Origin of the sequence: Paracoccus sp. SMMA_5_TC (assembly GCF_009696685.2) — a bacterium.
Classification (GTDB): Bacteria; Pseudomonadota; Alphaproteobacteria; order Rhodobacterales; family Rhodobacteraceae; genus Paracoccus.
In genome coordinates, this window is sequence record NZ_CP102356.1 from 275,776 (window position 1) to 297,182 (window position 21,407).

The window sequence follows — 21,407 nt, forward strand, 5'->3', positions numbered from 1 at the left end:
ATGCGCGCACTGATCCAGAGGGTATCGCAGGCGGCGGTGGCGATCGGGGATCGCCGGATTGCCGAGATCGGGCCCGGCCTTCTGGTGCTGGTCTGCGCCATGCAGGGCGATGCTGACGAGGCCGCCGACAAGCTGGCGGCCCGGATCGCACGGTTGCGCATCTTTCGCGACGACGCCGGCAAGATGAACCGCTCGGTTCAGGATATCGGCGGCGCGATCCTGGTGGTCAGCCAGTTCACCCTGGCCGCGGATACCCGCACCGGCAACCGCCCCGGCTTTTCCAGCGCCGAAGGCCCCGCCCGGGGCGAGGCGCTGTATCTGCGTTTCGCCCAGGCGCTGCGCGATCTGGACCTGCCGGTGCAGACCGGCGAATTCGGCGCCGACATGGCGGTGTCGCTGGTCAATGACGGGCCGGTGACGATCTGGATGGATTCGACCGATCGCAACTGACTGCCCGATTGCGGTTGACTTTTGCCGGCAAACCGCCCATGTGCTGCGGGTTGCCGTTCGCTGCCGCGTGAGCAGCCGTCGCGCACTGCGCCTCAGGTCGGCCACATTTTCCCGGTTTCCCATTCACGCGGGGAGGCTTGCGGGCTCTGCGTATCGCGCCCGCCCCTCGCAACCTGCCGCGCCTTGACTGCGTGGCCCCTTGTCCTGTGCGCCGATACGCGGGCGTCAGGACCGAAAGACATGATGACCAACGAAACGAACCGCCCGCAACGCGCCGGAAATCCGCAGCACCGCACCCCGGGCAAACCGCGCTTCCGCGCCGAAAAACCCAATACCAACCACCGTCGCCACCGCGCCGAGCCGGAAGAAAAATTCATCCGCCGCGCGATTCCCGACATCGACACCGCCTTCACCCGCATGGGCATCGATGCGCGGGTGGCGATCAACCTGCCCCCCATGGGGATCGAGGCGCCCTCGCCCATCCAGGAAAAATCCATCCCCGGCATCGTCGCCGGCCGCGACCTGCTGGGCCTGGCGCAGACCGGCACCGGCAAGACCGCAGCCTTTGGCCTGCCGATGCTGACGCGGCTGCTGAACAATGGCCGCCGACCGGATCCCCGGACCTGCCACGCCCTGATCCTGGCGCCCACCCGCGAACTGGCCACCCAGATCGCCGAGAACATCGACCTTTACGCCGCTGGCACGCCGATCCGCCAGTTCCGGGTCGTCGGCGGCGCCTCGATCAATGTCCAGATCGGCCGGCTCGAACGCGGCGTCGACGTGCTGATCGCCACGCCCGGCCGTCTGATCGACCTGATCGAACGCGGCGCCGTCGACCTGTCGCAGACCCGCTATCTGGTGCTGGACGAGGCCGACCAGATGCTGGACATCGGCTTCATCCACGCCCTGCGCCGTATTGCGAAAATGCTGCCCAGGGAACGCCAGACGATGTTGTTTTCCGCCACCATGCCCAAGCTGATGGAGGAATTGGCCGAAAGCTATCTGACCGATCCGCTGAAGGTCGCGGTGAACCCGCCCGGCCAGGCGGCCGAAAAGATCGCGCAAGGCGTGCATTTCGTCAATCAGGGCGACAAGGCGACACTGCTGGCCGAATATCTGGGCAAGCACCGGGACGAGCTGGCCATCGTGTTCGGCCGCACCAAGCATGGCTCGGAAAAGCTGTCGAAACTGCTCGAAAAATGGGGTTTCCGGGTTGCCGCGATCCATGGCAACAAGTCGCAGGGCCAGCGCGAACGCGCCTTGGCCAGCTTTCGCGCCGGCGAAACCAAGGTGCTGGTCGCCACGGATGTGGCCGCGCGCGGGCTGGATATTCCGCAGGTGGCGCATGTCTACAACTACGACCTGCCCAACGTGCCTGAAAACTATGTCCATCGCATCGGGCGAACCGCCCGCGCCGGCCGCGACGGTCGCGCCATTGCCTTCTGCGCTCCGGCCGAGATCGGCGAGCTGCGCGCTATCGAAAAGGCGATGAAGGCGCAGATCCCGGTCGTGGGCGGCGAGCCGCCCTTCGAGGCCAGCAAGATCCGCGAACGCGGCGGGCCTGCCGCTGGCACGCGCAGTCCGCAACCGGCACGCAAGCGCCCTGCACGCCGCCCCTCGCGTGCGCCCAAGGCCGCGCAGCGCAACTGAGTGCAGGAAAGTGCAGGCTGCCGGTTCGGCTGGCAGCTTGCACAGCCCTGCCCCCGCGGCTATGTGCCGCCATGGCCAAGCTTTATTTCCACTATTCCACCATGAACGCCGGCAAGAGCACCTTGCTCTTGCAGGCGTCCTACAATTACCGCGAACGCGGCATGCAGACGCTGCTGTTGACCGCCGGCCTTGACGATCGTGCGGGCCCCGACCGCATCGCCAGCCGCATCGGCATTTCGGAACCCGCCCTTGGCTTTGCCCCGGACACCGATCTATTGGCATTGATTCAGGCTGAAGGCCGCGATTGCGCCTGCATCTTTGTCGACGAAGCACAGTTCCTGACCCGTGAACAGGTCTGGCAACTGGCGCGGGTGGCTGACGATCTGGATCAGCCCGTGATGTGCTATGGACTGCGGGTCGATTTCCGCGGCGAGCTTTTCGCCGGGTCGGCGGCGCTGCTGGCCTGGGCAGACGATCTGCGCGAGGTGCGCACTATCTGCCATTGCGGCCGTAAGGCGACCATGGTGGTGCGCCAGGACGACAAGGGGCGGGTGATGCGCGATGGCGCCCAGGTGCAGATCGGTGGCAACGAGGCCTATACAGCCCTGTGTCGTCGCCACTGGCGCGCGGCGGTGGGAGATCTCTGACCCGCCCCCTGGCAACTGCCGCTCAGAAAACAGGGGCCGCCCAGATGGACGGCCCCGCAACGGTGCATCTGACGATAACGATCAGCCGACCAGTTCCAGACCCGAAAAGAAGAAGGCGATTTCTTCCTTGGCGGTTTCGGGGGCATCCGAACCGTGGACCGAGTTCTCGCCGACCGACAGCGCGAATTCCTTGCGGATGGTGCCCTCATCGGCGTTGGCCGGGTTGGTGGCGCCCATCACTTCGCGGTTCTTGGCAATGGCGTTCTCGCCCTCCAGCACCTGGACGACAACCGGACCCGAGGCCATGAATTCGACCAGTTCGCCATAGAACGGGCGATCCTTGTGAACGATGTAGAATTGACCGGCCTGGGCGGGCGACAGGTGGATGCGCTTTTGCGCGATGATGCGCAGGCCGGCATCCTCGAACTTGGCGTTGATCTTGCCGGTCAGGTTGCGTTTGGTGGCGTCGGGTTTGATGATCGAAAGCGTGCGCTCGATGGCCATGATGGTTCCTTTCCATGTTCCGGCCCGAACGGCCGGAAATCCGCGCCCCGTTATCACGGGCGGGCCCCGTTGAAAAGCCGCACCGGCATTGACGCGGGCGGGCGCTTGCGCCATGCCGGGCACCATGCTGCGCATTGACGACATTTCCTATTCCATCGCCGGTCGGCCCCTGTTCGAACATGCCTCTGCCACCATCCCCGACGGGCACAAGGTCGGGCTGGTCGGGCCCAATGGCGCCGGCAAGACCACGCTGTTCCGCTTGCTGCGGGGCGAACTGTCGCTTGATGGCGGCAGCATTTCGCTGCCTCCGCGCGCCCGCATCGGCGGCGTCGCGCAAGAGGCACCGGGTACGGCGACCAGCGTGCTGGACACCGTCCTGGCGGCCGATCATGAACGCGCCTCCCTGCTGGCCGAGGCGGAATCCCAGTCCGATCCCGCCCGCATCGCCGAAATCCAGACCCGTCTGGCCGATATCGACGCCTGGTCGGCCGAGGCGCGCGCCGCCACCATCCTGCGCGGCCTGGGCTTTTCGACCGAGGATCAGGCCCGCCCGACCAGCGACTATTCCGGCGGCTGGCGCATGCGGGTGGCGCTGGCGGGTGTGCTGTTTTCCCAGCCGGACCTGCTGCTTCTGGACGAACCGACCAACTACCTGGATCTGGAAGGCGCGCTGTGGCTGGAAACCTATCTGCAACGCTATCCGCATACGGTCATCGTCATCAGCCATGACCGCGACCTGCTGAACCGGGCCGTCGGCCATATCCTGCATCTCGAGGATCGGCGGCTGGTGCTGTATTCGGGCGGCTACGACACCTTCGCCCGCACCCGCGCCGAAAAGCGCGCGCTTCAGGCATCCGAAGCCAAGAAGCAAGAGGCGCGGCGCGCGCATCTGCAAAGCTTTGTCGACCGCTTTCGCGCCAAGGCGACCAAGGCGCGGCAGGCCCAGGCCCGCATCAAGATGCTTGAGCGGATGGAGCCGATCACCGCGCCCGAGGAAGCGCGGATGCACCGCTTTACCTTTCCTCAACCCGACCAGCTGTCGCCGCCGATCGTGGCGCTGGACAGCGTTTCGGTCGGCTACGACGGTCGGCCGGTGCTGCGGCGGCTGAACCTGCGCATCGACCAGGACGACCGCATCGCGCTGCTTGGCCGAAACGGTCAGGGAAAATCCACGCTGTCCAAGCTGCTGGCCGGACGACTGACACCGCTGGACGGCCGAATCAGCTGTTCGTCCAAGCTGCGCATCGGCTATTTTGCCCAGCATCAGGTCGATGAACTGGAGTTGCAGGAAACGCCGCTGGATCATGTCCGCCGCCTGCGCCCCGACGAGCCACCAGCGCGGCTGCGGGCGCGGCTGGCCGGCTTTGGCCTGATGGAGGCCCAGGCCGAAACCAGCGTCGGACAGCTCTCTGGCGGGCAAAAGGCGCGATTGTCGCTGCTGCTGGCCACGATCGACGCCCCACATCTGCTGATCCTGGACGAGCCGACAAACCATCTGGACATCGAATCGCGCGAAGCCCTGACCGAGGCGCTGAATGATTATACCGGCGCCGTGGTGCTGGTCAGCCACGACATGCATCTGCTGAATCTGGTCGCCGACCGGCTGTGGCTGGTCGATCAAGGGGCGGTCACCCCATGGCAGGGCGATCTGGACGATTACCGCAAGCTGCTGCTGCAGGGCGAGGAACGCCCGGAACCGCGCCCTACCGCCAAGCCGGCGGTCAAGCGGGTGTCCCGCGACCGTATCCTGGAACTGCGCGCCGAAGTGCGCCGCGCCGAGGAACGGGTCGAAAAGCTGACCGCCATGCTGGAAAAGCTGGACGCGATCATGGCCGATCCCGCCACTTACGACGACGCCCAAAAGGCCGAGCAATGGGGCCGCAAACATGCCGAGGCCAGCGCCGCAATGCAACGCGCCGAAGGGTTGTGGCTGGACGCGCTCGAGGCGCTGGAACAGGCCGAAAGGGCCTGACGGCCACAGCCAGGCGATTTCTGGCGCGGCAGCGGACAATGTGACTTGCCCCGCCCCAGGCTTTCGCGCAGGTTCCCCGCAAGATTCGGGGGTTCTTCCATGCGCCTTGCCTATGCCGTGCTGATTGCATCCTTCCTGCCTGTTGCAGCGCCTGTGGCTGCGCAGGGCTTGGGTGATATCCGGTCGCTGTCCTTCGATGCGGGCCTTGGGGCAAGCTTCGAGCCGGACTACATGGGGTCGGATGATTTCGGCACCTCGCCCTGGATCATCCTGCGCAACGGCCAGATCAATGACGACGGCGCGCCGCGCCAGGGCCTTTCGGTGCTGCCGTCGCTGAACTATCAAAGCCGCCGCGAAGCTGCCGACCATGACGATCTGGCCGGCATGGACGACATCGGCATTGCCGGGGAACTGGGCGCGCGGCTGGATTACGTGATGGGCGACGTGACCGGTTATGGCGCGCTGCGCAAGGGGTTCGGCGGTCATCACGGCCTGGTGGGCGAGGTCGGAGCAAAGTTCCGCAGCCAGCCCCGCGAGGATCTGACCATCACCACCAGCACCGAATTGCGGTTTGGCAATCAGGATTTCGTCGGCACCTATTTCGGCGTGACCGAGGCCGAGTCAGCCTCCAGCGGCTATGCGGAATATGCGCCGGGTGGCGGCCTTTACGCCGCCCGCGTCAACGTCGAGGCGCGCTATGAGTTCATGCCCGACACGCTGCTGATGGGGCGCATCAGCTACAGCCGTTTGCTGGGAGATGCCGCCGATTCGCCCATCGTGCGCGAGCGCAATCAGCCCACGCTCAGCATCGGCCTGGCACGCCGTCTGAACTTTCGGTTCTAGCAAGGGGTGGACCCTGCCGCTCTGTCCCCCTATATAGCGGTCAGGATTCGACAGGACGCGCCCATGACCACCGAACCCCTGAAGGAAGGCGATCCGCTGATCGCGCCTTCTACAACCGACCATCCGCTGTATGACAGCGTCGTCGAGGCGTGCAAGACGGTCTACGATCCGGAAATCCCGGTCAATATCTTTGACCTGGGTCTGATCTACACCATCGCCATCAATGACGAGAACGATGTGCGCGTGGTCATGACCCTGACCGCGCCTGGCTGCCCGGTCGCCGGTGAAATGCCCGGATGGGTCGCCAATGCCATCGAGCCCTTGCCGGGCGTGCGTCAGGTCGATGTCGAGATGACCTTTCAGCCGCAATGGGGCATGGACATGATGTCCGAAGAAGCCCGTCTGGAACTGGGATTCATTTGACTGCACGCGAAGACATGCTGGCCGGCCGGCCCTATGACCCCGGCGACGGCGAACTTGTGGCCCTGCGCCGGATTGCCCAGGGATTGATGCGCGACTACAATGCCACCATTCTTGGCGACAAGACCCGCGCCCGCACCCTGACCCAGTTGCTGGGCACCTGGAACGGCGCCGTCATCCGGGCGCCATTTTCGGTCGATTACGGCAAGAATATCCATTTCGGCCCGGATTGCTTCGTCAATTACGGGTGTTTTTTCATGGATATCTGCGAAATCCGCATCGGGGCACGCTGTCAGTTCGGCACGGCCGTGCAGCTTCTGACAGAGGACCGGCCCCGCGATGTGGCGCGGCGTTCGTCCGGAATGGAATGGGGTCGCCCCATCAGCATCGGCGATGATGTCTGGATAGGTGGCGGCGCGATCGTGCTGCCCGGCGTCAGCATCGGCGAGGGCGCCATCGTCGGCGCTGGTGCCGTGGTGACGCGCGATGTTCCGGCCGGTGCGACGGTGGTCGGGAACCCTGCCCGCCCGTTGCCGCGAAAGCCCGATCAGTAGAACACCCGCTGTCGGCCGCGACTGACCAGATGCACCGCGCCCTGATGCACCGCCATTTCGGCCAGGCGGGGACGTGGCAGCCCCATTGCCAGCGCGCGCAGCATCCGCAAGGTGACCCCGTGGGTGACGATCGCCGCGGGTCTGCGCAGATCGGCCAGAAAGCCGCATAGCCGCGATTCCAGCCCGTCGAAATGTTCGCCACCTGGCACCTTGTCATACCAGTCGAGCGGCCCGCCTGAAAAAAGCGTCGGATGGCGCCGGGCCAGATCGGCGAAAAGCTCTCCGGCAAAGCAGCCGATATCGATTTCGGCCAGACGCGGATCGGTTTTCCACGGTCGCCCGGCAAAGACGATACGGGCCGTCTGCTGCGCACGGCCGGCGGGACTGGCGTAGCAGTCAAGCTTCGACAGCGCGCCAAGCAACCATTTCTGTCGCCGCGCCTGCACGATACCCAGTTCGGTCAGCGGCGAATCCAACCGACCCTGCAAACGGCCTTCGGCATTCCACAGCGTCTGGCCGTGCCGCATCAGATACAGGTCCGGGGCCCAAGCCCGGTTCAGATCCATTTGGCCAGCGGCGGCAGGCTCATCAACACCGCCTCGGGATCATGACCCGTCGCCAGGCCGAATTTGGTGCCGCGGTCGTAAACCAGGTTGTATTCGGCATAAAGCCCGCGATGGATCAGCTGCGCGTCGCGGTCGGCTTCGGTCCAGGGCTGGTTCATCCGGCGCCGCGCCAAGGGCAGGAAAGCCGGCAGAAATGCCTCGCCCACTGCCTTGGTAAATGCAAAATCCGCCTGCCAGTCGCCCGTGTTCAGATCGTCATAGAATATACCGCCCACGCCGCGGGCGCGCTGACGATGAGGGATGTAGAAATACTCGTCCGCCCAGGCCTTGAAGCGATCATAATAATCGGCGCCGTGCGGCGCACATGCCTGGCGCAAGGTTTCGTGGAAATGTTGCGTATCCTCCGAAAATTCCAGGCAGGGGTTCAGGTCGGTTCCACCTCCGAACCACCAGGCGCCAGGTGTCCAGAACATGCGGGTGTTCATATGCACCGCGGGCGCATGGGGGTTTTGCATATGCGCTACCAGACTGATCCCCGAGGCCCAGAACCGCGGATCTGAATCGATACCGGCGACCCCACGCGCAGCCATGGCCTGACGCGCGGCCGGCTGCAATTCGCCATGCACCGCCGACCAGTTCACACCGACCTTTTCGAAAACCCGGCCGCAGCGCATGACCGACATCAGCCCGCCGCCGCCGTCCTCGCCGCGCCGGGTCTCACGCAGCTCGAACCGCCCCGGCGGCAGCTGACCGGGGCCGTCGTCCTCAAGCGATTCGAAGGCGGCGACAATGCGGTCGCGCAGGCTGCGAAACCACTCTGCCGCCAACTGACGTTCCTGCTGCATCTCCATGCCGGACCTCTGCATTCGTGAATTGCGCCGCGTGGGGGGCGGGCCTATGCTTTCCGCAAGGATCACTAGAGACAGTCGCCATGACCCGCAATATCGTGCTTGCCCTGATGCCTGTGCTGATTGTCGCAGCCTGTGGAACCCCGCAGGAACAATGCATCAGCCGCAGCACCCGCGAATACCGCACCATCCAGTCATTGCTGGCCGAAGTCGAAGGCAACCTTGCCCGAGGCTATGCATGGGAGGAGCGCAGCGTTACACGCACCGAATGGGATGTCTGTTCGCGCGTCATCCGCGACAAGGATGGAAAACCGCAGATCGTTCAGCGCAGTTGCCTGCGCGACGTCACCGATACCGAACGCTATCGGGTGCCGATTGATCCTGCAGCGGAGCAGCGCAAGCGCGACAACCTCGTCGCGCGCAAGCAGGCCTTGGCCCGTCAGGCCGCCGCCGCGGTCGAAGCCTGCAAGGCCGCCTATCCCGAGCAAGCCCGGCGCTAGGTCAGAATACGTCCGGCGCCAGCGGATCACCCAGGCTGCGACCACCGTCCACACGCAGAATCTGCCCGGTCACGAAGCTTGATGCCTCGCTGGCCAGGAACAGCACGGTTTCGGACAGTTCATCGGCCCCTCCGATTCGCCCCAGAGGTGTCGCCGCGATCATGCGCTCGCGCAGCGCCGGCTCTTCGCGCAGCTTCATCTGCAGATGACTGGACATGATGCTGGCAAAGGCGACGCCATTCACGCGGATGCGGTTCGGCGCAAGTGCCGACGCAAGAGATCGCGTGGCCTGGGCCTGCGCAGCGCTGGCAATCGAATAGGCCAGCATGTGCGGCTTGGGCCAGTCGGCCGCCAGAGAGGTGACGTTCACGATGGCCCCGTTCTGCAAGGCGGGGCTCTCCGTCTTTTCCGCTTGGGTCATCATGCGCCGCGCGACCAGCTGCGACAGGCGAAGGCCCGAGGACATGTTCTGGCGCAGCATCTCGGCTAGTTCCTCTTCGCTGACCGAAAGCGGATCGGACCCCTGAACGACGCGATGGGCATTCACCAGTATGTCGACACGATCAAAGCTGTCGATCGTGGCGGAAACCAGGTTGGCCAAGGTCAGCTTCTGCCCCAGATCGCCGCCGAAATAGCGCAGCGGGCCGTCGCCGCGCGCCTCTTCGCCCAGTTCGCTTTCCAACGCCGCCTCGTCGCAGTCGGCAAACATCACGTTTGCGCCCGCTTCGGCAAAGTGGCGCGCGATGGCCAGACCGATCCCGCGCGCAGCTCCGGTCACAATTGCGGTCTTGCCCTGGATGGACATGGTCATGGCTTGCGTCCTTTCCTGGGAGGATGTCGGCGGGCCAAGGTCTGTGCGCCGCTGGCGGTCAATATCTTGAAACGATTGTCTCCCGCCAGCTCTGCAACATCGGCGAAACACTCGCGCAGCACATGTTCGTAGGGCAGATGACGGTTGGCGACCATCCATAGCCGCCCCGCACCGGTCAGCAACCGCGCCGCACTGCGGATGAAGCCGGCACCCAAGCGCGGATCGGCGGCGCGACCATCATGAAACGGGGGGTTCATGATGACGCCGTTCACAGGTTCGGGCAGCCGAAAGTCCAGCGCATCGGCCCAATGAAACCGCGCGCGCCCATCGGTGACGTTCTGACGCGCCGATTCCAGTGCCGCGAAATCGGCCTCGACCAGGTGCAGCTGTTCGACGCCTTCATGTGTCAGGATATGTGCGGAAAGCCAGCCCCAGCCTGCGCCCAGATCGACGATACGCGTGGGCAGCCGTGCCGGCAGCGCCGCCGCCAGCATCTGCGAACCGGGATCGGGCCCATCGGCCGAGAACACCCCCGGCCGCGTCACCATGCCGTCGGCCAGCACCCGCGGACGCGCTGTCCAGTCGGACGGCAACCATGAGCCCGATGGCACACTGACCCGGAAAATCTTGCCATGGCCACGGGACTGGATGGCATCCACCGGCGCCAGGGAGCGCAGATCCTTCAGGATGGCGTCAATGCCATCGGTCTTTTGTCCGTCGACCCACAGCGCGGCACCCGGGCGCAGCCGCGCCGCAGCATCGGCAATGCGCGCATGGGTTTCGCCACGGGCGCGCGACAGGAAAACCACCGCAGTGTCGAAGTCGCCCTCGGCGGCAGTCATCACCTGATATCCCATGGCGCGCACGGCCTGATGCTCGGGATAAAACCCCTGCACCACCAACGTCCGCTCGCGATCAAACAGGCTCAGATCGCTGCGGGAATCGGCTCCCAGCAGCAATACGCGCCCCTCTGGCGGTGCGGCGCCAAACGCAAGTTCCAGCCTCGAGCCTGCCAATTTCTACTCTTTTTCCATGGTGCATTGCAGCGGATGCTGCTGGCGGCGCGCAAGTTCCATGACCTGAGCGACCTTTGTTTCCGCAATTTCGTGGGAATAGACGCCCACGACCGCCACGCCCTTGCGATGCACGGTCAACATGATTTCGATGGCCTGGGCTCGGTTCATGTAGAAAAGCCGTTCCAGGACATGGACGACAAACTCCATCGGGGTAAAGTCGTCGTTCAGCAACAAGACCTTATACATCGGGGGGCGCTGAGTGCGCGGCCGGGTCTTTACCCCCAGTTCGACATCTTCGCGCTCGCCGGGTCGGTTGGTCATCTGCGGGTCGGTCACGGAACTCTGCAAGGGCAAGGGTCGGGTCGGCACCGAATATAGGCGCTTTTGCCGGGTTTGGTAAGCCCTGCGCCGCGCGCACGACAGGCCCCCGCAACTTGCAGAAGATTCTGTTGCTGGCCTGGCAAACTTACGGTTTCCGAGCCGGGATGCCCGTGTTATTGTCATTTCATTAAAGAAGGGCGTGCATGATGAACGCGCCCTCAGAGGCAGAAGAGACCGGGACCGTGAGCAGAATCACCCACCATGTCCGTTTGGGACTGATGATCCTATTTGCATGGGCCGTCCTGCCCTTGTCGGCGATGGCTGCGCCCTTCGCGGCCTTTGTCATGGATGCCCGAACGGGTCAGGAAATCTACGGGCAGAATGCGGACACCAGGCTGCATCCTGCCTCGCTGACCAAGATGATGACGCTTTACATGGCGTTCAACGCCATCGAACGGGGCCAGGTTCGTCTGGACAGCAAGTTCCTGGTATCTCAGCATGCGGCATCGCAGCCCCCCTCGCGTCTGGGACTTAAACCGGGACAACGTATCGAACTGCGCTATCTGATCCGGGCTGCCGCCGTGAAATCGGCCAATGACGCGGCAACCGCCATCGGCGAAGGTCTGGCCGGCTCCGAGGCACGATTTGCCGCACAGATGACGCAAACGGCGCGTGCCCTGGGCATGCGCAACACCAACTTCCGCAACGCCAATGGCCTGACGGCGGAAGGGCATTATTCCACCGCCCGCGACATGACCATCCTGGGGCGGCGATTGTTCTATGATTTTCCGCAATATTATTCGATCTTTTCCCGGCGGTCGGCCGACGCAGGGATTGCGATGGTCTCCAGCACCAACAAGCGTTTTCTTGACAGCTATGAGGGCGCGGACGGCATCAAGACCGGCTATACCCGGGCTGCGGGCTTCAACCTGACAGCCTCGGCGAAACGCGGCTCCAAGCGCATCGTTGCAACGGTCCTGGGCGGCAATTCCACCGCCCATCGCAATGCGGTCATGGCACAGCTGCTGGATGCCGGCTTTGGAAAGGCCCCCAACCGTGTGCGTGAGGTCAAGCCGGCGCCCCCGCAATATATTGCCGAACAGAAGGTTCGCCGGACGGTCCAGGTGGCCCGGGTCGAACCGGGGCCCGTCAGCGCCGGCGCGGGCTCGGTCGTCAGGCTTTCGGCATCGCAGCGGCCAGTTGCACGCGCATCCGTTGGCAGTATCAGTCCCGCGGCACTCTCGGCAGCGGTGACGCGCGCGCAGGCGGCTGCGGCCCCCCCATCCGCGCCCCCCGCCGCATCCGCTGTTACCACAGCGGCACGTCCCCAGCGCAAGCCGGGCACCGGTCCGGTGGCGGCAGCCAGCGTTGCATCGCCGATTCTGGTGACAGCCCGCCCCGAAGCCCGCCCGGAAGAGGGCGATGCTTCCGAACCGCTTGCCACCGATCCGATCATCGCGCCGCGGCCGTCTCCGGCACCTGCTGATCGTGGTGCATCGGCGGTGCAGGTTCCGCAGCCGGAAAGCACCACGCTGGCCGCCTTGCCAGTCCCGGCCCCTGTCCAGACCGATATGCCCGCACCGCCGCCCCGGGCCGAGCGGATCATCCTGGCGTCACTGGCCCCTGATACGGTCGATGCTCCTGCTCCGCAGGTGATATCGCGCAAGGGGTCTGACAGCAGGGCCTGGCGCGTCAGCCTGGGGGTGTTCCGCTCTCATGCCGAAGCCGAGCAGATCCTGCTGCGCACCGCTCTGCAGGACAGTGCCAACCTGGGTAACGCCAGTAGCCGCGTTGCCAATACCCGCCGGGGGTATGAGGCGAATTTTCTCGGCATGACTCGGGAAACCGCCGAACTTGCCTGCGGCCGCCTTGCGGCACGTCAGCAGCACTGCCAGGTGATCGGTCCCTGACCTGAGGGATCATCACCGGCGATCCAGTCAGCAGGGGGGCATCCCCCTGTCGCTGGGCACAAATATCCGGGATATCATGGCTTCGGGCGATCATCCCATTCCGGGCTGAGAATTCTTTCGGCATCGCCCTTGGGGTCTTCGTATTGGCGTCCGCGCAAGGCCCACAGGAACGCCACAAGCCCCAGCCCCCCAAGCCCCAAAGAAACGGGTATCAACATGCCCAGGATTTCCATGCAGCCCCCTAACGCAAGCGCAGCGCATTCAGTGTCACGCTGATCGAACTCAGCGACATCGCCAATGCCGCCATCAATGGTGTCGCCATCCCGGCGATGGCAATCGGAACCGCCACGATATTGTAGATCACCGAGATCGCGAAATTTTCCTTTATCCTGGCGCGCGCGCTGCGCGCCACCGCGATCACCTCGGCCACGGGTGCCAGATCGCTGCCCATCATTACCACATCCGATGCAACACGGGCGGCATCAAGGGCAGATGCAGGCGAGATAGAGACATGCGCGGCCGTAAGGGCGGCGGTGTCGTTCAAGCCGTCCCCCACCATCAGCACGCGGCCTCCGTTCTGGCGCAGCGCATCGATCACCGCCGCCTTTTCCATCGGCATCACCTGGGCCTGCCATTCCTCGATCCCCAGACGCGCGGCCAGATCGCGCACCACGGGAATGGCATCACCGGAAAGCAGCATCAGGCGCATCCCCTGGCTGACCAGACCGCGGATGCACTCCTCGGCGCCGGGACGCAGGCGATCGCTGAATTCCAGTCGCAGAGGCGGCCCCTCGCGCAGGGAAAGCCAGCTTGCGGACAGCGGCGCCTCTCCGTGCTCGGCCCCGACCCAATCCGCACGTCCCAATCGCAGTTCGCGCCCCTCGAACAGGCCGCGCACCCCATGACCTGGCACCTCGCGCAGGTCGGTCAGCAGGGCCGGGCGGACCCCTGCCTCGATCAGCGCCTGAGCCAGTGCCTGCGAAAGCGGATGTGCCGAGGCACGCGCCAAGGCCAGCGCCATCGGGCGTGCGTCTTCAGGTATTGCTTGCAGCGATACCAGTTGCGGCACCCCCATGGTCAGGGTTCCTGTCTTGTCGAACACCACCGTGTCGACATCGGCCAAACGCTCCAGCGCCGTGCCGTCCTTGATCAGCATGCCACGCCGGAACAGACGCCCCGAGGCGGCCGTGATGACCGCCGGCACCGCCAGTCCCAATGCACAGGGGCAGGTGATGATCAGCACCGCCGCCGCGACATTGACCGCCAGCCGCAGGTCGCCGGTGCTCAGATACCAGCCCATGAGACTGCAAAGCGCCAGCAGGTGCACAAGCGGCGAATACAGCCGCGAGGCACGATCGGCCAGACCGGTATAGTGTCCACGGGACGATTCCGCCGCCGCGACCAGTGCAGTCAGCCGCGCCAGCGAACTGTCGCGGCCCGCAGCCGTCACCCGCATGATCAGCGGACCGGTCAGATTGACCTCTCCCGCGGAAAGGCGATGGCCCGGTTCGGCCGGCACCGGTATGCTTTCGCCCGTCAGCAGCGCCCGATCGATTTCGCTGCAACCTTCGACGATCTCGCCATCGGCCGGCACTCGGGCGCCGGGCCGGATACGGATCAGATCGCCCGGCAGCAAAGACGCGACCGCAACAGGTTCGTCGCCCTGGGCGGTGATGCGAAAGGCACGTGGCACCTCCAGTGCGGTCAGCTCCTCGGCCGCCGAGCGGGCAACTGCCCGGGTGCGGTAATCCAGATAGCGCCCGATCAGCAGGAAAAAGCACAGCATGACCGCCGCATCGAAATAGGCGTGCCGGCCCGAATGCAGCGTTTCATAGAAGGAAATCGCGCTGGCCAGGATCAGCGCCAGCGAAATCGGCACATCCATGCCAAGCCGGCCATGCCGCAGCGAGCGCCAGGCACTTGCAAAGAAAGGCTGGCCCGCAAACACCACCGTCGGCAGCGCAATGGCCCCGGATATCCAGTGGAACATGTCGCGGGTCGCGGCCTCGGCCCCCGACCAGACCGCCACCGACAGGATCATGATGTTCATCATCGCAAACCCTGCCACGCCAATGCGCATCAGGATGTCGCGTCCTTGCCGGTCCGCCGCCGAGGCGGAAAGGGCGGCCGGGTCCAGTTCATGCGCCTCATAGCCGATGGCTTCGACAACCGGGATCAATTCTTCGGCTGTCAGGCCCGGAGCATCGATGGTGACCCTGCGCAGCGTGAGGTTCACGCGCGCATCGCGCACCCCAGGATAGCGGCCAAGAGCGCGCTCGACATCGGTGATGCATGTCGCACAGTGGATCGTTGGCAGCGACAGGATGATCGCCTGATCGGTCCCGGAAGCGCCCGATGCGATGCGCTGCGCAAGCGGCGCGGCGTCACAGGCCGGACAGGCCGACAGGCGCGCATCATGATCGCGAAAGGCGGTGTCCGCCATGCTATTTCACCCGGTTGCCATGGTAGTGGTCTATGCGCTGGCGAAACACGGTCCCATCCGGCGCGCGCGCGGTCAGATGCAGGTTCCACAACCCGGGCTCAAGCCGCAGCGGCGCGTGATATGCCCCATTGCGATAGGTCATTTCCGGTTCCTGATCCTGTCGCTGATGGGTGGGACGGCCTACGGTCACGTGCAGATCCCGCACGGGCGCCGGATTGCCCTGACTGTCGCGGATCGTCAGCACCAGCTCTGCGCCGTCGTATTCCGGGGTCACTGTCCAATCCAGCGCCTGCTGGGCTGCCCGGTCCCGATCGAAACTTTGCGAGGCAACATAGCTGTTCTTGACCTCAAGCCCCGGAAAGGTTCCGACCGCCTTCACCGCCATGAACAGATTGACGGCAATGATGGTGCCGAAAGCCCCCAGAGTGATCGCCAGCACATGCCGGCCCGTCAGTTCGCGCGGCATTACTCGCTCCTTCCATGAAAGACAGTGTCGATGCGGGCACTGCGCCCATCGCTGGCATCCTTGGCCCACAGAATCACTTCGGTCTGGGGCGCCTGCGCCAAGGGAGAATTCCGATCGACCGTCAGATAAAGCCGCTGGGTATGGGTGCTATCGGCTGCAACCTCGACACTGTTCGCGGGCAGACCTTCCAGCCCAAGCTCGAGGCCAGGCAACGGTTTGCCGTCGGGACCGGCAACGGAAAGCTCGAAGATGCGCGCATCTCCCTGCTTGTTGCGCAGTCGCAGCGCATAGGCATTGCGAATGGCGCCGTCGGCCATGGTGACATAAAGCGGGTTGCGCACCGGGGTCACGTTCAGATCGAATGGGGAACGCAGGAACAGTGCGACCAGCATGGCGATGCCGATGCCCGACCACAGGGTGAAATACAGTATCGTGCGCGGACGCAGGATGTGGCGCCACAATGGCTTTGGCGCCTGGCCTGCACGTTCGGCTGCCTCGTCACGCAAGGCCATGTAGTCGATCAGGCCGCGCGGCTTGCCGATCTTGGCCATCACGTCGTCGCAGGCATCAATGCACAGGGCGCAGGTGATGCATTCGAGTTGCTGGCCATCGCGAATGTCGATTCCCATGGGACAGACATTGACGCAGGCCATGCAGTCGATGCAATCGCCCTTGCTGCCGCCGTCACTGCGCGTGGCTTCGCCCTTGTGAATCTTGCCGCGCGGCTCGCCGCGCCAGTCGCGATAGGCGACCGTCAGCGTATCTTCATCCATCATCGCCGCCTGGATGCGCGGCCATGGACAGGCATAGATGCAGATCTGTTCGCGGGCAAAACCGCCAAAGACAAAGGTCGTCGCCGTCAGGATTCCCATTGTGATATAGGCCACCGGATGCGCCTGGCCTGTCAGCAGGTTCTTCAGCAGCGTTGGCGCATCGGTGAAATAGAAGATCCAGGCGCCACCGGTCAGCACGGCGATGACCAGCCAGATCGTCCATTTGGTCAGACGCAACCGCAGCTTGTTCAGGCTCCATGGCGCGTTCCAAAGCCGCAGCCGGGCATTGCGGTCCCCCTCGACCCAGCGCTCGGTCAGGATGAACAGGTCAGTCCAGACGGTCTGCGGACAGGCATATCCACACCAGACCCGCCCCAGCGCCGAGGTAAACAGGAACAGCCCCAGCCCCGCCATCACCAGCAGGCCGGCCACGAAATAGAATTCATGCGGCCATATCTCGATCCAGAAGAAATAGAACCGACGATTGGCCAGATCGACCAGCACCGCCTGATCGGGCAGGTTAGGCCCGCGATTCCAGCGAATCCAGGGGGTGATATAGTAAATGGCCAGCGTCACGGCCATGATCACCCATTTCAGGTTGCGGAACCATCCATGGACACGACGCGGAAATATCGGCTCACGCGCGGCATAAAGACGCGGGGGTTCGATGTCGGTATTCGACATGATGGGCTCCTGTTGCGCTGGACCCGGATACAGATCGGCGGGCGGCATTGCCTTGATCTGCATCAAGCCCGGCAGCCAGGGTTATATTCAATTGGGCGACAGCCGGCAGTATGCGCTTTGTCGCAGGGCTGCGACCTTGACGAAAGGCACCGGCCCACCTGGAAACGCGCGAACAGGATGGTGGGCCGGTGTCATCACCCCCGGCGATCAGGCCGGGGGCGATACCGAAGCGGGGCTATTCGCCGCCGCCCAGACTGTGAACATAGGCCGCAACCGCGCGGATGTCGGCTTCGGACAGGCGGCCCGACCAGGCGGGCATGACCCCAAAGGGCCCATCGTGGACGATGCGGGTGATGACCGCCGGGTCCGATCCGTAAAGCCAGACCGCATCCGTCAGGTTCGGCGCGCCCTGGGCACGATCGCCGGTGCCGTCCTCGGCGTGGCAGGAACTGCAGTTTTCGGCAAAGATCGTCTCGCCCTGCTGCGCCTGCGCGGCATCATGCGGCAGATCGCCCAGCTTCAGGACATATTGCACCACCTGCTGGATCTGGGTCTTGTCCAGCAGCTGATCGACACCGAAACGCGGCATCTCCGAATAGCGGGTATCGCCGTCCTTGGGATCTCGGATGCCGTGCTGGATGGTCAGATGTATGTCCTCCAGCGTCCCGCCCCACAGCCAGTCGTTGTCCAGCAGTGACGGGTATCCCGCCGCGCCCCCTGCCCCGGAACCATGACACTGCGCGCACCAGGTGCGAAAGATCGCGGCGCCCGCGTTCTGGGTATAATTGGCCAGTTCGGGATCGCTGGCGATCTGGTTCAGGTCGGCCGCGGCAAGCCGGGACTGGATCGGGGCGTTGGCGTCGTTGAAGCGCTGGATTTCCGCTGCGACCTCTTGGCGATAGTTCGTGCCCAGCAGCCCCTGTGTTGCACCATTGACCAAGGGAAATGCCGGATAAAGAAGGAAATAGACCACGCCCCAGACGATGGTGGCATAAAAGGTCCACAACCACCAGCGCGGCAGCGGGTTGTCGTATTCCTCGATCCCGTCCCAGCTGTGCCCGGTCGATGGCACCTCGACCACGCGGCGCGCGCCCTTGCGATCGCGCACCACCCGCGTGACCTTCGGGCGCGGCTCGTGCAGGGGGGCGCCTTCGGGGGTTTCCGGTGGATGCGCTGCGATCTGGGCCTTGTGGGTCTGATCGGCCGCCAGGCGTTCAAGCTCGATGCGGTTGTCGGGATTCTGCGGGCTGCTGTGTTCGTCCTTGTTGTCGGCCATCACTCGACCTCCTTGTCGCCCGGCAGCGGGGGGCGTTTCTCGTTACGAAAGATGCTTCGGGCGGCATCGCGCTGCAGCGGGCTGGACCCAGGCCTGAAGGCGAAAAGCACCGCCCCCAGGAAAAACAGCACCAGCAGCAGCAGCACCCAGCTGTCGGCCAGTTGGCGCAGAATGGAATAGCGATCCATGGCGCACCTCAGCGGTTCGGATCGGGTTCAAAGGTCGAGAAATCGACCATCGTGCCCAGAACCTGCAGATAGGCGATCAGCGCGTCCATCTCCGAAACCCCGGGCCGGCGGTCGAAATTTCGCTGCTGGGCACCGGGGTAGCGCTCTTCCAGCCCCGAGGCATCGGCATCGGGATCGGCCTGGGCGCGGAAGTCGGCCACCGCATTGGCCACCATCTCGTCGCTGTAGGGCACGCCCACACGGGCATCGGTGCGCAACCGCTGCTGCATGTCCGATGGATCGATGATGCGATCGTGCAGGAAGCCGTATTTCGGCATGATCGATTCCGGCACCACCGCCTGCGGATCGGTCAGGTGATCGATGTGCCATTCGTCCGAATAGCGCCCGCCCACCCGCGCCAGGTCCGGCCCGGTGCGTTTCGACCCCCATTGGAACGGATGGTCATACATCGATTCCGCCGCCAGGCTGTAATGGCCATAGCGCTCGACCTCGTCCCGCATCGGGCGGATCATCTGGCTGTGGCAGACATAGCAGCCCTCGCGGATGTAGATGTCGCGGCCCTTCAGCTCCAGCGGCGTATAGGGGCGCATGCCGGTGACTTTTTCGATGGTGTTCTGCAGATAGAACAGCGGCGCGATTTCGACGATGCCGCCGATGGTCACCACCAGAAAGGAAAACACCAGCAGCAATGTGGCGTTCTTTTCCAGAACCTTGTGCTTGTCGAGAATTGCCATGATGCGTCCTTACTCGGCCGGGACGGCAACCGTCAGCGGCTGCGTCTTGGGTTGCCGGGCAACGGTGGCCCAAAGGTTATAGCACATGATGAGCGCGCCGGTCAGGAACAGCACCCCGCCCAGGGCCCGGACCACGTTCATCGGGAACTTGGCCGCCACGGTGTCGGCAAAGGCGTTGACCAGGAAGCCCTGAGCATCGACCTCGCGCCACATCAGCCCCTCCATGATGCCCGACACCCACATCGAGGCGGCGTAGAGCACCAGCCCGATGGTGGCGAGCCAGAAGTGCCAGCTGACCAGCGACAGGCTGTAAAGCCGCTCGCGTCCCCACAGGCGCGGCACCAGGTAATACAGCGCGCCAAAGGTGATCATGCCGTTCCAGCCCAGGGCGCCGGAATGGACATGGCCGATGGTCCAGTCGGTGTAATGCGACAGGCTGTTGACGGCCTTGATCGACATCATCGGCCCCTCAAAGGTCGCCATGCCGTAAAAGCCGACCGCCACCACCATCATGCGGATGATCGGATCGGTGCGCAGCTTGTCCCAGGCGCCCGACAGCGTCATCAGCCCGTTGATCATGCCGCCCCAGCTGGGCATCCACAGGATGACCGAAAACACCATTCCCAGGGTCGAGGCCCAGTCAGGCAGCGCGGTATAGTGCAAATGGTGCGGCCCCGCCCAGATATATAGAAAGATCAGCGCCCAGAAGTGGATGATCGACAGCTTGTAGCTGTAGACGGGGCGTTCGGCCTGCTTGGGAATGAAGTAATACATCATCCCCAGGAAGCCCGCGGTCAGGAAGAAGCCCACCGCGTTGTGGCCATACCACCACTGCGTCATCGCGTCCTGCACGCCGGCGAACAGCGCCACCGACTTGGAGCCGAAGGGGCTGACCGGCACCGCCAGGTTGTTGACGATGTGCAGCATGGCGATGGTGACGATGAAGGACAGATAGAACCAGTTCGCCACATAGATATGCGGTTCCTTGCGCTTCAGGATCGTGCCCAGGAACACCGCCAGATAGACAACCCAGACGATCGTCAGCCACAGGTCGGCATACCATTCCGGCTCGGCATATTCCTTGGACTGGGTAGCGCCCAGGATATAACCGGTGGCCGCCATAACGATGAACAGCTGATAGCCCCAGAACACGAACCAGGCCGCGTTGCCGCCCCACAGCCGCGCCGCGCTGGTGCGCTGCACAACATAGAACGAGGTGGCGATCAGCGCGTTACCGCCAAAGGCAAAGATCACGGCGCTGGTATGCAGCGGCCGCAGCTTGCCGAAATTGGTGTAGCCTTGGGTAAGGTCGCTGAAATTCAGACTGGGGAAGGCCAGCTGAAACGCGATGATGACGCCGACGAGAAAGCCGATCACCCCCCAGAAGGCGGTCGCCACGACGCCCGCGCGCACGACGCCGTCCATGTATTCGGTTTCCGGGTGCGGATCCAGTGCGGGCTGTTCGTTGCCCATCTGGCGCAAGACCCGCACGAACATGAAGCCGGCGACCAGCATCACGATCAGGGCATTCACCATATAGGCGGGGTCATCGGCCCGGGCGAAATTCGCACCGATGGCCGCCAAGACCGCGATCGCTCCCAGCGCGATCAGCTTGATGGTATCCAACATTGCTCACTGTCCTTCATCCACCGCCAAGCGCGCCCGATTCGCAGTTGCACTGCGTCGGACGCGGGCCTTGACCCTTGTGTTGTAGCCCCCGACGGTTGACGAAACTTTGATCTGCATCAATCCGCAGCCTGTTAAATGATGTCATCCTGAAGAAAGCGGCGCTTCGTGACCGGATCAGGATTGCCGGCGGGGGCGCGCGACA

23 protein-coding genes are annotated in these 21,407 nt (G+C 64.3%); 9 read left to right on the forward strand and 14 right to left on the reverse strand.

From position 1 onward, the window contains the following. The 3 genes from dtd to GB880_RS14945 all read left to right on the forward strand — a co-directional run bounded on the left by dtd (position 1) and on the right by GB880_RS14945 (position 2,747). A complete protein-coding gene (gene dtd, locus GB880_RS14935; RefSeq protein WP_154489840.1) occupies positions 1–450 on the forward strand; it encodes a D-aminoacyl-tRNA deacylase in 450 nt (149 codons plus the stop codon). 240 nt (positions 451–690) lie between these two features. Next, positions 691–2,100 carry a DEAD/DEAH box helicase gene (locus GB880_RS14940; RefSeq protein WP_442793782.1) on the forward strand — a complete coding sequence of 470 codons (1,410 nt, stop codon included), beginning with the start codon at positions 691–693 and terminating at the stop codon, positions 2,098–2,100. 71 nt (positions 2,101–2,171) lie between these two features. After that, entirely contained in the window at positions 2,172–2,747 is a 576-nt protein-coding gene (locus GB880_RS14945) for a thymidine kinase (protein WP_154489842.1), read from the forward strand. A gap of 81 nt (positions 2,748–2,828) precedes the next feature. Here the strand turns inward: GB880_RS14945 and ndk are convergent, their stop codons facing one another. Next, on the reverse strand, positions 2,829–3,251 hold the full coding sequence (gene ndk / locus GB880_RS14950; protein WP_024845406.1) for a nucleoside-diphosphate kinase: 423 nt from the start codon (positions 3,249–3,251) through the stop codon (positions 2,829–2,831). A gap of 124 nt (positions 3,252–3,375) precedes the next feature. Between ndk and GB880_RS14955 the strand changes: the two genes are divergently transcribed. The 4 genes from GB880_RS14955 to GB880_RS14970 all read left to right on the forward strand — a co-directional run bounded on the left by GB880_RS14955 (position 3,376) and on the right by GB880_RS14970 (position 7,040). Continuing rightward, positions 3,376–5,223: an ABC-F family ATP-binding cassette domain-containing protein gene (locus GB880_RS14955; protein ID WP_154489844.1), complete on the forward strand. Its 1,848-nt coding sequence runs from the start codon at positions 3,376–3,378 to the stop codon at positions 5,221–5,223. A gap of 99 nt (positions 5,224–5,322) precedes the next feature. Continuing rightward, the gene (locus tag GB880_RS14960) at positions 5,323–6,066 is read left to right on the forward strand and encodes a MipA/OmpV family protein (protein WP_154489846.1); all 744 of its coding nucleotides are present in this window, start codon (positions 5,323–5,325) and stop codon (positions 6,064–6,066) included. 63 nt (positions 6,067–6,129) lie between these two features. Continuing rightward, complete coding sequence (locus tag GB880_RS14965; RefSeq protein WP_154489848.1) at positions 6,130–6,489, forward strand: SUF system Fe-S cluster assembly protein; 360 nt, start codon at positions 6,130–6,132, stop codon at positions 6,487–6,489. After that, entirely contained in the window at positions 6,486–7,040 is a 555-nt protein-coding gene (locus GB880_RS14970; protein ID WP_229774242.1) for a sugar O-acetyltransferase, read from the forward strand. The genes GB880_RS14965 and GB880_RS14970 overlap by 4 nt, the downstream gene beginning before the upstream one ends. On the opposite strand, the gene GB880_RS14975 is transcribed toward GB880_RS14970, so the two are convergent. Both GB880_RS14975 and hemF read right to left on the reverse strand, forming a co-directional pair. After that, on the reverse strand, positions 7,034–7,606 hold the full coding sequence (locus GB880_RS14975; protein ID WP_154489850.1) for a histidine phosphatase family protein: 573 nt from the start codon (positions 7,604–7,606) through the stop codon (positions 7,034–7,036). The genes GB880_RS14970 and GB880_RS14975 overlap by 7 nt on opposite strands. Beyond that, positions 7,597–8,457, reverse strand: coding sequence for an oxygen-dependent coproporphyrinogen oxidase (gene hemF, locus GB880_RS14980; protein WP_154489852.1), 861 nt, complete (start codon positions 8,455–8,457; stop codon positions 7,597–7,599). Before hemF ends, GB880_RS14975 begins: the two co-directional genes overlap by 10 nt. A gap of 80 nt (positions 8,458–8,537) precedes the next feature. Between hemF and GB880_RS14985 the strand changes: the two genes are divergently transcribed. After that, complete coding sequence (locus GB880_RS14985) at positions 8,538–8,954, forward strand: hypothetical protein (RefSeq protein ID WP_154489854.1); 417 nt, start codon at positions 8,538–8,540, stop codon at positions 8,952–8,954. Position 8,955: 1 nt separating this feature from the next. Here the strand turns inward: GB880_RS14985 and GB880_RS14990 are convergent, their stop codons facing one another. Genes GB880_RS14990 through clpS form a run of 3 tightly spaced genes read right to left on the reverse strand, consistent with a single transcriptional unit; the run spans position 8,956 to position 11,102 of the window. Then, complete coding sequence (locus tag GB880_RS14990) at positions 8,956–9,765, reverse strand: SDR family NAD(P)-dependent oxidoreductase (protein ID WP_154489856.1); 810 nt, start codon at positions 9,763–9,765, stop codon at positions 8,956–8,958. Continuing rightward, complete coding sequence (locus tag GB880_RS14995; RefSeq protein WP_154489858.1) at positions 9,762–10,781, reverse strand: class I SAM-dependent methyltransferase; 1,020 nt, start codon at positions 10,779–10,781, stop codon at positions 9,762–9,764. The genes GB880_RS14990 and GB880_RS14995 overlap by 4 nt, the downstream gene beginning before the upstream one ends. 3 nt (positions 10,782–10,784) lie before the next feature. Continuing rightward, positions 10,785–11,102, reverse strand: a complete 318-nt coding sequence (clpS, locus tag GB880_RS15000; RefSeq protein ID WP_154489860.1) for an ATP-dependent Clp protease adapter ClpS — start codon at positions 11,100–11,102, stop codon at positions 10,785–10,787. Between the two features lie 278 nt (positions 11,103–11,380). On the opposite strand from clpS, the gene GB880_RS15005 reads away from it, so the two are divergent. Next, complete coding sequence (locus GB880_RS15005) at positions 11,381–13,012, forward strand: serine hydrolase (protein WP_263467390.1); 1,632 nt, start codon at positions 11,381–11,383, stop codon at positions 13,010–13,012. A 74-nt stretch (positions 13,013–13,086) separates the two neighbouring features. Here the strand turns inward: GB880_RS15005 and ccoS are convergent, their stop codons facing one another. From ccoS to ccoN, 8 genes are all read right to left on the reverse strand, one after another. Continuing rightward, positions 13,087–13,245, reverse strand: a complete 159-nt coding sequence (gene ccoS, locus GB880_RS15010; protein ID WP_154489862.1) for a cbb3-type cytochrome oxidase assembly protein CcoS — start codon at positions 13,243–13,245, stop codon at positions 13,087–13,089. 8 nt (positions 13,246–13,253) lie between these two features. Then, the gene (locus GB880_RS15015) at positions 13,254–15,455 is read right to left on the reverse strand and encodes a heavy metal translocating P-type ATPase (protein ID WP_154489864.1); all 2,202 of its coding nucleotides are present in this window, start codon (positions 15,453–15,455) and stop codon (positions 13,254–13,256) included. 1 nt (position 15,456) lies between these two features. Continuing rightward, on the reverse strand, positions 15,457–15,921 hold the full coding sequence (locus tag GB880_RS15020; RefSeq protein WP_154489866.1) for a FixH family protein: 465 nt from the start codon (positions 15,919–15,921) through the stop codon (positions 15,457–15,459). Continuing rightward, complete coding sequence (ccoG, locus tag GB880_RS15025) at positions 15,921–17,378, reverse strand: cytochrome c oxidase accessory protein CcoG (protein WP_154489868.1); 1,458 nt, start codon at positions 17,376–17,378, stop codon at positions 15,921–15,923. The genes GB880_RS15020 and ccoG overlap by 1 nt, the downstream gene beginning before the upstream one ends. 235 nt (positions 17,379–17,613) lie before the next feature. After that, complete coding sequence (ccoP, locus tag GB880_RS15030; protein ID WP_195840722.1) at positions 17,614–18,654, reverse strand: cytochrome-c oxidase, cbb3-type subunit III; 1,041 nt, start codon at positions 18,652–18,654, stop codon at positions 17,614–17,616. After that, positions 18,654–18,842, reverse strand: coding sequence for a cbb3-type cytochrome c oxidase subunit 3 (locus tag GB880_RS15035; RefSeq protein ID WP_154489870.1), 189 nt, complete (start codon positions 18,840–18,842; stop codon positions 18,654–18,656). Before GB880_RS15035 ends, ccoP begins: the two co-directional genes overlap by 1 nt. An 8-nt stretch (positions 18,843–18,850) precedes the next feature. After that, positions 18,851–19,576 carry a cytochrome-c oxidase, cbb3-type subunit II gene (ccoO, locus tag GB880_RS15040; protein WP_154489872.1) on the reverse strand — a complete coding sequence of 242 codons (726 nt, stop codon included), beginning with the start codon at positions 19,574–19,576 and terminating at the stop codon, positions 18,851–18,853. A gap of 9 nt (positions 19,577–19,585) precedes the next feature. Then, complete coding sequence (gene ccoN, locus GB880_RS15045; RefSeq protein WP_154489874.1) at positions 19,586–21,205, reverse strand: cytochrome-c oxidase, cbb3-type subunit I; 1,620 nt, start codon at positions 21,203–21,205, stop codon at positions 19,586–19,588. Between the last annotated feature and the right edge of the window lie 202 nt (positions 21,206–21,407).